This is a genomic window from Streptomyces sp. NBC_00316, assembly GCF_036158715.1.
Lineage (GTDB): Bacteria > Actinomycetota > Actinomycetes > Streptomycetales > Streptomycetaceae > Streptomyces.
This window is the reverse complement of the sequence record NZ_CP108023.1, coordinates 861,583-872,955: the sequence shown is the minus strand read 5'-3', so window position 1 is coordinate 872,955 and position 11,373 is coordinate 861,583. Positions and strand designations below refer to the sequence as shown.

At 69.3% G+C, this 11,373-nt stretch carries 7 protein-coding genes; 3 read left to right on the top strand and 4 right to left on the bottom strand.

Annotation, left to right across the window (positions count from 1 at the left end):
• The first annotated feature begins 51 nt into the window (after positions 1 to 51).
• Entirely contained in the window at positions 52 to 273 is a 222-nt protein-coding gene (locus tag OG878_RS03990; protein ID WP_328885447.1) for a hypothetical protein, read from the top strand.
• Positions 274 to 301: 28 nt separating this feature from the next.
• On the opposite strand, the gene OG878_RS03985 is transcribed toward OG878_RS03990, so the two are convergent.
• From OG878_RS03985 to OG878_RS03970, 4 genes are all read right to left on the bottom strand, one after another.
• Positions 302 to 2,506: a xanthine dehydrogenase family protein molybdopterin-binding subunit gene (locus OG878_RS03985; RefSeq protein ID WP_328885446.1), complete on the bottom strand. Its 2,205-nt coding sequence runs from the start codon at positions 2,504 to 2,506 to the stop codon at positions 302 to 304.
• The gene (locus tag OG878_RS03980; protein WP_328885445.1) at positions 2,503 to 3,492 is read right to left on the bottom strand and encodes an FAD binding domain-containing protein; all 990 of its coding nucleotides are present in this window, start codon (positions 3,490 to 3,492) and stop codon (positions 2,503 to 2,505) included. The genes OG878_RS03985 and OG878_RS03980 overlap by 4 nt, the downstream gene beginning before the upstream one ends.
• Positions 3,479 to 4,000: a (2Fe-2S)-binding protein gene (locus OG878_RS03975; protein WP_328885444.1), complete on the bottom strand. Its 522-nt coding sequence runs from the start codon at positions 3,998 to 4,000 to the stop codon at positions 3,479 to 3,481. Before OG878_RS03975 ends, OG878_RS03980 begins: the two co-directional genes overlap by 14 nt.
• Positions 4,001 to 4,294: 294 nt before the next feature.
• Positions 4,295 to 6,205: a SpoIIE family protein phosphatase gene (locus OG878_RS03970; protein ID WP_328885443.1), complete on the bottom strand. Its 1,911-nt coding sequence runs from the start codon at positions 6,203 to 6,205 to the stop codon at positions 4,295 to 4,297.
• 130 nt (positions 6,206 to 6,335) lie between these two features.
• Between OG878_RS03970 and OG878_RS03965 the strand changes: the two genes are divergently transcribed.
• Together OG878_RS03965 and OG878_RS03960 are read left to right on the top strand one after the other, a co-directional pair.
• The gene (locus OG878_RS03965) at positions 6,336 to 10,523 is read left to right on the top strand and encodes a HAMP domain-containing protein (protein WP_328885442.1); all 4,188 of its coding nucleotides are present in this window, start codon (positions 6,336 to 6,338) and stop codon (positions 10,521 to 10,523) included.
• Complete coding sequence (locus tag OG878_RS03960; RefSeq protein ID WP_328885441.1) at positions 10,520 to 11,230, top strand: response regulator; 711 nt, start codon at positions 10,520 to 10,522, stop codon at positions 11,228 to 11,230. The genes OG878_RS03965 and OG878_RS03960 overlap by 4 nt, the downstream gene beginning before the upstream one ends.
• Positions 11,231 to 11,373: the final 143 nt, after the last annotated feature.

Genomic DNA, 11,373 nt, shown 5'->3' with positions numbered 1-11,373 from the left:
AGCCCGCTCGGGCAGATCTGCCTCCACACCGGGCACTCGCCCTGGTTGTACATGACGGTGGACGCCGACGGGCACTCCGGTTCCGTCCGGTGCCGGCTTCAGCGGGCCGACGGCTCCACCGTCCAGGACGGCTCCTTCGCCCTCAGCGACGAGGGCTACGGCGCCCGGGGCGCGCCCTGCCCCGCCGGCACGGCGCCGGTCACCGGCGTAGGCATGCTCACCGCCGACGGCTCCGTGCTCGCCGGAGCGAGGTTCAGCCGGTACCACCGCTGAGCAGGTTCGGTGGGAGCGGTGCCGGTGATCACAGCAGCGCGTCGAGTGTGATCGGCAGGGAGCGGATGCGCTTTCCGGTGGCGTGGTACACGGCGTTGGCGACGGCGGCAGCGACTCCCACCAGGCCTACTTCGCCGATTCCCTTGGTCCCGATCGCGCTGGCGCGGTCGGGCTCGCCCACGAACACGACGTCCAGCTCCGGGACGTCGGCGTTGACGGGGACGAGATAGTCACCGAACGTGCCGTTGGCGATGCGACCGGACGGGGTGTCCGTGACGGTGTCCTCGAACAGTGCCATGCCGATGCCGCCGACGGTTCCGCCGACGATCTGGCTCCGGCCGGTCTTCTCGTTGAGAATGCGACCGCCGTCGATGACGGACACGACGCGTGCAACGCGCAGGAGCCCCAGGTCCGCATCGACGCGCACCTCGACGAACTTGGCGCCGAAGGCACCCGAGAGCGCCATCCCGAGCGCTTCCGGGGACGTCGGGGTGCTGGAGCCGTCCGCTGTCAGCTCCGTGAGGCCGTGACGGCTGAGGATGTCGGTGTACGCCTCGCCCCGGTCGGGCCGGCCGGCCAGGTGGACACGGCCGTCCGTGACCTCCACCGTCTCGGCCGAAGCACCGTGGAGCGGGGAATCGCTGTCCTCGGCGGCCAGGTCGACGAAGCGTTCCACGAGCCGCTTGCAGGCGTCGTGGATGGCGTTGCCGAGCGCGATGGTGAGTCCGGAGCCACCCGCCGGGGGCGCGGCGGGCATGTCCGAGTCGCCGAGGTCGAAGCGCACCCGCTCCGGTCCGAGCCCCAGGCACTCGGCGGAGAGCTGGGTCATGACCGTGTACGTTCCCGTGCCGATGTCGGTTGCGGCGCTGCGCACCAGCGCGCTGCCGTCACCGTTGACGGTGGCCTGGGCCCGGCAGCCGACCGCATACCACGGGTAGCTGACTGCGGCCATCCCGTAGCCGACGAGCCAGTTCCCGTCCCGCGTGGAGCGCGGCTCGGGGTTACGGGCTGACCAGCCGAAACGCTCCGCGCCGACCTCGTAGCACCGGCGCAGTGCGTTGCTGGACCACGGCAGCCCGAGGACCGGGTGGACGTCGGCGTGGTTGCGCAGCCTGAGCTCGACCGGGTCCATGCCCAACTCGTACGCCAGCTCGTCCAGGGCGGACTCCAGCGCGAAGTTGCCCTGGGCTTGGGCGGGGGCGCGCATGGAACACGGGCTGGGGATGTTGAGACGGACCTGGCGGTCCTGCGTGAACACGTTCGGGCACGCGTACGCGAACACGGTTCCGGCAGCGAAGGGCTCGTAGTCCTCGTCCTCCATCGCCAGCGAAGAGAGGCTGCGGTGGTCGATCCCCACCAGATCTCCGCCACGGGTGGCCGCGAGAGCGATCTGCTGAACGCCGTGGGGCCGGTGCCCCACGGACGTGAACATCTGCGGTCGGGTGAGGACGAGCTTGACCGGCCGCTTGAGCCGGCGGGCAGCGGCGACGGTGAGGACCACATGCGGCCACACGCGCAGCCCCATGCCGAAGCCCCCGCCCACGTAGGGCACGAGGACCCGCACCGAGCTCTCGGGGACCTTGAAGACGGTGGCCAGATGTGTGCGGACCATGGACGGCCACTGGGTCGTGTCGTGCACGGTGAGCCGGTCTCCGTCCCAGGCGGCCAGCGTCGCGGCGAGCCCGAGCGGATTGTTCGTGTTGTCCGGCGTCCGGTAGGTCGCCCGGACCTTGACCTCGGCCGACGCCAGCGCCGCGGCCGCGTCTCCCCGGCTGTGGTCCGTCCCCCAGGGGTTCTCCGCCTGAGGTGCCCTCGGGTCCATCAGGTCCAGCAGCGGCTCGGTGGTCTCGTACTCCGCCGACACCAGGCGGGCGGCGGCCGTGGCCTGCTCCTGCGTCTGCGCGACCACGAAGGCGATGTGCTGCCCGTAGTGCAGGATCCGGTCGCCCTGCAGGGGAGGGGGCGGCGAGATGCCCAGAGCGGTCATCGGGCGTTCGAACGTGGGCGCGTTGAGGTGCGTGAGTACGGTGAGTACACCGGGTGCGGCCTCGGCGGCCGTCGTGTCCAGGCGGACGATTCTGCCGGCCGGGACGGTGCTCTGCACGAGCGCCCCGTACGCCTGGCCGGGGACGTCGAAGTCCATCGGATACGGCGCCGCGCCCGCGACCTTGCGAGGACCGTCGACACGGTTGACACCCGCGCCGACGGCCGTCTTGCTTTCGACCGTACTCATACCGGAACTCCCGCCACCGACTGCAATGCGCGAACGAGGGTGCGCTGGGCGAGTTGCACCTTGAAGGCGGTGCCCGGCACGGTCCAGGCTCCCCGTACGGCCTCCTCGGCCGCCTGCCGGTACGTCTCCGTTCCGGCCGCGGAGCCCGCGAGCACCTGCTCGGCCTCCCACGCCCGCCACGGCTTCGATCCGACGCCGCCCAGTCCGACGCGGGCTTCCCGGACGACCCCGTCGGAGATCGTCAGCGCCACCGCGGCCGACGTGAGGGCGAACTCGTACGACGCCCGGTCGCGCACCTTGAGATAGCCCGACCTGACGCCGTCGGGAAGGAGGGGGATCTCCACGGCGTCGATCAACTCGCCGTGAACGAGGACGTTCTCGGTAGCGGGGCTCTCGGACGCCGTCCGGTAGAACTCGGTCAGGGGGACCCGCCTCGGCCCGGACACCCCCTGGATGTGCACGACGGCATCCAGAGCGACCAGGGCCACCGCCAGGTCGGAGGCGTGCAGGGCGATGCACCGGTCACTGGCGCCGAGGATCGCGTGCATGCGCGCGCTGCCCTCGACGGCGGCGCACCCGGACCCGGAGACCCTCTTGTTGCAGTGCGGCACGGCCGGATCGCGGAAGTACCGGCAGCGTGTGCGCTGCAGCAGGTTTCCTCCGATCGTCGCCATGTTCCGCAACTGCGTGGAGGCGCCCGCCAGCAGCGCATCGCGGACGAGGGGAAGACGCCCGGCAACCGTGGGGTCGGCGGCGAGTTCCTCCATCGTGACCAGCGCACCCACGTGCAGCGCCTCACCGACCCGCTCGATGCTGTGCAGAGGAAGCCGGGTGATGTCCACCAGAACGCCCGGAGTGAGCACCCCGTCCTTCATCAGGTCGAGCTGCGTCGTCCCGCCGGCGAGGTACGCGGCGGACAGGTCGCCCGCCACCAGCTCCACGGCCTGGCGGGCATCCGTTGCACGGACGTACTCAAACGTTTTCATCGTCACCACCTGCTGACGCCGCTTCGCGGATGGCCGCGACGATGTGCGGGTACGCGCCGCACCGGCACAGGTTGCCGCTCATGAACTCGCGGATCTCCTCGTCCGACCCGGCACGTCCCTCGGACAGCAGGGCCACGGCGGACATGATCTGGCCCGGCGTGCAGAACCCGCACTGGAAACCGTCGTGCTCGATGAAGGCGCGCTGCACCGGGTGCGGCCCGTCGGGGCCCGCGATGCCCTCGATCGTGGTCACTTCGCGCCCCTCGCACTGGGCGGCGAGGGTCAGGCACGACAGGACCCGCCTGCCGTCCACATGAACGGTGCACGCCCCGCACGCGCCCTGGTCACAGCCCTTCTTCGTGCCCACGAGACCCAGCCGGTCCCGCAGCGCGTCGAGGAGCGTGACGCGGGCGTCGAGCTGCACCGTGCAGGCACGCCCGTTCACATCGAGTGTCACGATCGGATCGGCTGTGGGTGCCGAACCCCGCGCACCGGCTACGTCCACCATCGCGTGTCCTCCGGACGGCTCATGGTCGGTTCTGAACGGCTCTGCATGGACTCATGCAGGAAGGACGAAAACGTGCTGGCCGCCGTGTACCGGCATGTCCCTCGCGTCCTTGATGCAGTCGCGCCAGGTGTAGCAGGTTTCATGTCATGAACGTGGTATTGCCGTTGGTGAAGTCGCGTTCCGGGCCAACGACCCCTCATGCGGCTCCGCGGCCACCGGCCCTTGTCCGGGTGCGAAGGCCCCGGACCTGCCGCACCACCCGGTCGGCGTCCGCGGCTCGCCCGGTGTTCGGTCTCACGCCCGGTTCCGCACCTGATCGGCCTCTGGCACATGCACGGGTATCGCTCCCAGCACCAGCACCGCGAGGTCGTCCTCGACCGGACCCGTGTCGAAGTCGTGCACCGCCTGCCGCACCCGCTCCGCGACGGCTGTGGCGCTCAGCCCCATGCACCCCTGCAGCAGTTCGGAGAGTCCGTCGTCATCGTCCAACTGCCGATTCCCGCTGCGGCGTTCGGTCACGCCGTCGGTCACGCAGAGCAGGGTCTCACTCGGTGCGAGGTCGAAGGAGTTGGCGTGGAACTTCGCGTTGTCGTCGATGCCCAGCAGCATCTGCGGGTCCGCCATGGGCGCCACCGAGCCATCGGCGGACAGCCGCAGAGGCAGCGGGTGCCCGGCGCTGGCGATCTTGCAGTGCGCGCCGCCTGCGGCGGGGTCGGGCTCCAGTTCCCCGTACAGCAGGCTCAGGAATTGGGGCCGGGCCTGCTCGCCGCCGAGCGCCACGGCCTCGGCGCTCTCCTCCGCCATCGCGCAGTTCAGCCTGCAGAGCACCGACTCGACGCCGTGACCCTCGCGTGCCAGCATCCGTACCAGGTGCCGGGCCAGGCCGGTGACGGACATCGCTTCCGGGTCGTGGCCGCACACGTCGCCGAGCAGGAAGCCCCAGCGATGGCCTTCCATCGGGAACAGGTCGTAGAAGTCGCCGCCGACGGTCTGGCCGTGACCGCGCGGCTCGTAGACGATGGCCGCGTCCATGCCCGGGATGCTGGCGAGGGAAGCGGGCAGTTGCCTGCGCTGGAGTGCCCGGCTGATGGTCGTCTGCTCGGTGTACTGGCGGGCTGTGGCCACCGCCTGGGCGACACGCCGTGCCAGGTCTTCCGCGAGCCGCACGACTCCGTCGGTCATCTGCAGCAGGTCCGCCCGGCCGAGCAGCAGCACACCGTAGGAGTGACCGCACGTGACGAGGGGGAAGGCGATTGCGGAGCCGCCCGTGTTCGCGCTCTCCGGCCAGGGCCAGGGGATACCCGTCGTGGCGAGCCTGCTGGGCGGCGGGTCCTTCTCCAGTACGCGACGCAGCGCGTCGATGCACCGTTCGTCCGCGTGCCAGACGCGGGAGAGCCGCAGACCGCCGCTCTCGGTGCTCAGCCACACGCCGCACCAGTCGGCGAGCCTGGGCACGAGCAGCTGCCCGGCCAGGGCGGCGACCATGTCCGGGTCGAGCTGTCCGGCGAGGAGCTCGCTCGCCTCGGCGAGGAACGAAGGACCCCCGCGGTCGGCCCAATCGGTGGTGGCGTCGCGTCGCTCGTGCACCGAGGTGGATACGAAGTTGTCCGCGGTGTGCGGTTCGCTGCCGGGGACCTCGTCAAGAGGGCTGTCGACCGTCTCCGGTTCCTCAGCCATGGTGTTCAACCGGAACCACACCGTCTTCTGGGTCCGCCGGTACGTCACGCCCCACGATTCCGCCCGTGCACGCACGAGCTGGAGGCCACGGCCGTACCACGCCGCGCGCCGGGCGTCCTTCCTGCCGAGCACCGTGCGGGAGGGGTGGCGGTCCGCCACTTCGATGACCACGTCGACAGGTCCGTCCGCGTTGACGGGACCGGTCACGTCGAGGGGGGACGCGGCGGGCGAGCCGTGCCCCGCCTCCAGGCGGCAGACGACCTCAATCTGGGTGCCGGCGTGCATGACGGCGTTGGTGACCAGTTCGCTGACCAGGAGCTTGGCGTCGTCGACGAGCCGGTCGGTGATCCTCGGTGAGCCGGGGATCGCAGGATCGGTCCATTCGCCGAGCGCGGCGCGCACAAAGGTGCGCGCCGCGGATGCCGCGCCGTCGTCCGCAGGCAGTGTCGTCCGCGAGACGAACTCGCGGTGGGGGGACAGTGCCCCTACCGGCGGCTCCTTGGAGTTCCCGACGACTGACGGAATCATGTAACGTATTTTACGACAAAGCACCCATATGCCCCGATCCTGAGCGTGAGCTGCCATGGCACTCGATCCCTCGCCCGATGCCGCTCCCCCCGCCCCTCCTTCCCCGGAGTCGGATGATTCCCAGGAACGAATGGCTCCGCTGGGCTCCGCCGCGGACGGGCAGTGGGTGAACACGGCGGAGCTGCGTCCGCTGCTCGCGGCGTTGAACTCGTTGCGCGACGGAGATTTCACCGTGCGTGTACAGGGTGCGGATGAAGGCGTCCTGGCCGAGATGGCGGGGGTGTTCAACCAGATCAGTGCGCGGAACGCGCATCTGGCCGCGGAACTCCAGCGGGTGCGCCGGGAGGTCGTGCGGCAGGGCCGGCTGGACGAGCGGATCGCCGCAAGTCCCGGGCAGGGGGCCTGGACGACGAGCGTGGAAGCGACGAACCAGCTCGTGGAGGCGCTGGTGGCCCCGGTGGCGAACGCGACGCGGGTGCTGGACGCGGTTGCTGCCGGTGATCTGACACAGCGGGTGGACATGCACGACGGCAACCGTCAACTCCGCGGTGATCTGAGGCGCCTGGGGCTCGTGGTGAACCGGATGGTCGACCAACTGTCCCTGTTCACGGGCGAGGTGACCCGTGTGGCACGGGAGGTCGGGACGGAAGGGCGGCTCGGCGGGCGGGCCAAGGTGCAGGACCTGTCGGGCGACTGGCGTTACGTCACCGAGGCCGTGAATACCATGGCAGCACGGTTGACCGCGCAGGTGCGCGACATCGCCGTGGTGACGACGGCGGTGGCGCGCGGTGACCTGACCCAGCAGGTGACGGTCGAGGCGACCGGCGAGCTGCTGGAGCTGAAGCTCACCGTGAACACCATGGTGGACCAGCTTCGGGCGTTCGCGGACGAGGTGACACGCGTCGCCCGCGAGGTGGGCACGGAAGGTCAGTTGGGCGGACGTGCTCAGGTGCCCGGGGTCTCCGGAGTCTGGAAGGACCTCACCGACAACGTCAACCTCATGGCCTCGAACCTCACTTCGCAGGTCCGGAACATCGCCCAGGTGACCACCGCTGTCGCCAACGGCGACCTCAGCCAGAAGATCACCGTGGACGCGCAGGGCGAAATCCTGCAGCTCAAGAGCACTGTGAACACCATGGTGGACCAGCTGTTGGCGTTCGCGGACGAGGTGACTCGGGTGGCCCGCGAGGTCGGTACCGAGGGGCGCCTGGGCGGGCGCGCACAGGTCCGTGGGGTCTCCGGGGTGTGGAAGGACCTCACCGACAACGTCAACTTCATGGCGGACAACCTGACCTCTCAGGTCCGCAACATCGCCCAGGTCGCCACCGCCGTCGCCGAGGGCGACCTCGGCAAGACCATCACGGTGGAGGCAAAGGGCGAGATCCTGGAGCTGAAGTCGACGATCAACACGATGGTCGACCAGCTCTCGGCGTTCGCGGACGAGGTGACACGCGTCGCCCGTGAGGTCGGTACCGAGGGAAACCTCGGCGGGCAGGCGCAGGTCCGAGGCGTTTCCGGGGTGTGGAAGGACCTCACCGACAACGTCAACTTCATGGCGCTGAACCTGACCTCTCAGGTCCGTAACATCGCCCAGGTGACCACGGCCGTCGCCAACGGCGACCTGTCGAAGAAGATCGACGTGGACGCACGCGGCGAGATCCTGGAGCTGAAGGACACCGTCAACACGATGGTCCAGCAGCTTCGGGCGTTCGCGGACGAGGTGACACGCGTCGCCCGTGAGGTCGGTACCGAGGGAAACCTCGGCGGGCGCGCGCAGGTCCGAGGCGTTTCCGGGGTGTGGAAGGACCTCACCGACAACGTCAACTTCATGGCGGACAACCTGACCTCTCAGGTCCGCAACATCGCCCAGGTCGCCACCGCCGTCGCCCAGGGCGACCTGTCGAAGAAGATCGACGTGGACGCGCGCGGCGAGATCCTTGAGCTCAAGACCACCATCAACACGATGGTCGACACGCTCTCCTCCTTCTCCTCCGAGGTCACCCGAGTCGCCCGCGAGGTCGGCAGCGAGGGGCAACTGGGCGGCCAGGCCCGCGTCGAGGGCGTCTACGGAACCTGGAAACGGCTCACCACCAGCGTCAACGAACTCGCCTCGAACCTCACCACCCAGGTCCGCGCGATCGCCGAGGTCGCCAGCGCCGTCACCCAGGGCGACATGTCCCGTGCCATCCTGGTCGAGGCACAGGGCGAGGTCGCCGAGCTGAAGAACAACGTCAACCTCATGGTGGCCAACCTTCGCGAGACCACCCGCGCCAAGGACTGGCTGGAATCCAACCTGACACGCATCGCCGGCCTCATGCAGGGCCACCGAGACCTCGTCGAGGTCGCCGACCTGATCCTGCGCGAGCTGACGCCACTGGTGAACGCGCAGTTCGGAGCGTTCTTCCTGACCGAGGCCGGAGCCAAGCCGGGGGAGGGGCTCCAGTTCATCGCGGGCTACGGCACCGACGCGGCCAGGGGGAGCGGCCCGTTGCCCGAATCCGGGACGCCGGGCCGTGGGCTGATCACCCAGGCCGCACTGGAGAAGAAGCGCATCCTCATCGCCGATGTCCCACCGGACTACATCACCATCAACTCCGGGCTCGGCGCCGCACTCCCGGCCAGCGTCGTCATCCTGCCGATCCTCTTCGAGGACCAGGTGCTCGGAGTGATCGAGCTGGCCTCGTTCAGCAAGTTCAGTGACGTACACCTGGCCTTCATCGACCAGTTCGTCACCACCATCGGCGTATCCATCAACACCATCATCGCCAACTCCCGCACCGAGTCCCTTCTCTCGGAGTCCCAGCGCCTCACCAGCGAGCTGCGCAAGCGTTCGGACGAGCTCCAGCGGTCCAATGCCGCGCTGGAGGAGAAGGCCGCGCTGCTCGCCACGTCCTCGCAGTACAAGTCCGAGTTCCTGGCGAACATGTCGCACGAGCTGCGCACCCCGCTCAACTCGCTGCTGATCCTGGCCGGCCTCCTCGCCGACAACCCGGACGACACGCTGTCCGAGCAGGAGGTGCAGTTCGCGGCGACCATCCACCGCTCGGGCTCGGATCTGCTGCAGCTGATCAACGACATCCTCGACCTGTCGAAGATCGAGGCAGGCAGGATGGATGTGCGCCCGAGGACGCTGCCGCTGGCCAAACTGTTGGACTACGTGCAGGCCACGTTCCGCCCGCTGACCCTCGACCGCGGACTCGCCTTCGATGTCACGGTCGGTGAGAACGTGCCGAGCGAGCTGGTCTCGGACGAGCAGCGTCTCCAGCAGATCCTGCGCAATCTGCTCTCCAACGCCGTGAAGTTCACCTCCTCCGGCGGCGTGGAACTGCGCGTCGAGTGCGTGCCCGGAACGGAGTTCGAGGACCGGTCGCTGCGCAACGCCGAGACCGTCATCGCCTTCTCGGTCAAGGACACTGGCACCGGCATCCCGCCCGAGAAGCTGTCGGTGATCTTCGACGCGTTCCAGCAGACCGACGGCACGACCAGCCGCAAGTACGGAGGCACCGGGCTCGGACTGTCCATCAGCCGCGAGATCGCCGGGCTGCTGGGCGGCCGGATCGTCGCCGAGAGCGAACTGGGCGTCGGATCCTGCTTCACCCTTTACGTCCCTTCGCACTACCCCGGCGCCTTCCCCGAGCCCGAACCGGCGGCGCCGGCGACGGTCGCTCCCGCCGAGCTCCCTGAACAGGTCGTACCGTCGCGGGTGGCCGCCGATTACGCGCCGAGCGGCGTCTTCGGTACCGCGGACAGCCTGATCGGCAGGGGAACCCCGGGGGCAGCCGACGGCCGGGACGACGCCTGGCCGGAGACGACACGGCTCAAGGAGTGGCTGAGCGGGCGCCCTGGCCATGTGCTGGCGGGGCGCCGCATCCTCATCGTCGACGACGACATCCGGAACGTGTTCGCGCTCACGCACATGCTGGGCCGCGTCGGCATCACCGTGAAGTACGCGGAGAACGGCCGCGAAGGCATCGAGGTCCTCGACCGGTCTCCCGACGTGTCGCTGGTTCTGATGGACATCATGATGCCTGAAATGGACGGATACGAGACGATCAGGACCATCCGGCGAACGCCCCGTCTCGCGGGACTCCCCATCATCGCGCTCACAGCCAAGGCCATGCCGGGCGACCGCGAGAAGGCCATCGAAAGCGGCGCCTCCGACTACGTACCCAAGCCCGTGGACGTGGACCGGCTGCTGACGGTCATCTGCGACCTGCTCGACCCGCAAGGCGCCACGCCGGCACCCGAGTCGGCAACCGGCGAAAAATCACATCCGGCCGAGAAGGACGGCACAGACCCGCCGAGGCGTGAGTCATGAACGTTGCCACCCCGGAGAAGGCCAGCATCCTGATCGTCGACGACATGGAGGAGAACCTGGTCGCGCTGGAGGCTGTACTCGGCTCCCTCGACCAGGAGCTGGTACGGGCCCACTCCGGAGAAGAGGCCCTGAAGGCGATGTTGCGCCAGGAGTTCGCGGTCGTCCTGCTCGATGTCCTGATGCCCGGCATGGACGGATTCGAGACCGCCGCCAACATCAAACGTCTGGACCAGACCAAGGACGTGCCCATCATCCTGGTGACCGGGAACGAGGCCGACACGGACTACCTGTACCGGGGATACGCGCTCGGCGCCGCCGACTTCCTGACCAAACCCTTCGACCCGTGGCTGCTGCGCACCAAGGTCAACGTCTTCCTGGATCTGTACCGCAAGAACCGCCAGCTCGCCGCACAGGCCGAGCAGCTGCGGCGGCTGCTGGTCGGGGCCCCGACGCCCGCCGCAGCGATAGGGCCGGCGGGATCCGTCGAACGCATCGAAGACGCCCGGAACAGGCTGTCGCGGGTGCGGGCCGCTGGAACGGCTGCGGGTGCGGGCAGTGGCGAGCAGCTGTCGGAAATCACCGAGCGGCTCGCCCAGATCGAGCTTCAACTCCGCGACGCCGTGGGCAACGAGGCCCCCGACCTCGCCGACCGCATCGCCGACCTGGAACGTGCCGTCCGCAGCCTGCGCGTGGGGCGAGACGCCTGAGGGCCGTTGTCGGCAGGCGGAGCACACGCCGGTCCGCCCTGCCGGAAGGCGGCGCACGGAGCAGCGCCCGCTCGCTGGGTGTGGGAGGCGAGCGGAGAATGGAGTGAGCAGGCCCGGGACGGCGAGCGGCCGGGCACCGGTGA

What these genes read in the sequence shown, in the direction of transcription:
- OG878_RS03990 (WP_328885447.1), top strand. Translation starts at nt 52, where the DNA reads ATGACGGTGGACGCCGACGGGCACTCCGGTTCCGTCCGGTGCCGGCTT.
- OG878_RS03960 (WP_328885441.1), top strand. Translation starts at nt 10,520, where the DNA reads ATGAACGTTGCCACCCCGGAGAAGGCCAGCATCCTGATCGTCGACGAC.
- OG878_RS03965 (WP_328885442.1), top strand. Translation starts at nt 6,336, where the DNA reads ATGGCTCCGCTGGGCTCCGCCGCGGACGGGCAGTGGGTGAACACGGCG.
- OG878_RS03975 (WP_328885444.1), bottom strand. Translation starts at nt 4,000, where the DNA reads ATGGTGGACGTAGCCGGTGCGCGGGGTTCGGCACCCACAGCCGATCCG.
- OG878_RS03970 (WP_328885443.1), bottom strand. Translation starts at nt 6,205, where the DNA reads ATGATTCCGTCAGTCGTCGGGAACTCCAAGGAGCCGCCGGTAGGGGCA.
- OG878_RS03985 (WP_328885446.1), bottom strand. Translation starts at nt 2,506, where the DNA reads ATGAGTACGGTCGAAAGCAAGACGGCCGTCGGCGCGGGTGTCAACCGT.
- OG878_RS03980 (WP_328885445.1), bottom strand. Translation starts at nt 3,492, where the DNA reads ATGAAAACGTTTGAGTACGTCCGTGCAACGGATGCCCGCCAGGCCGTG.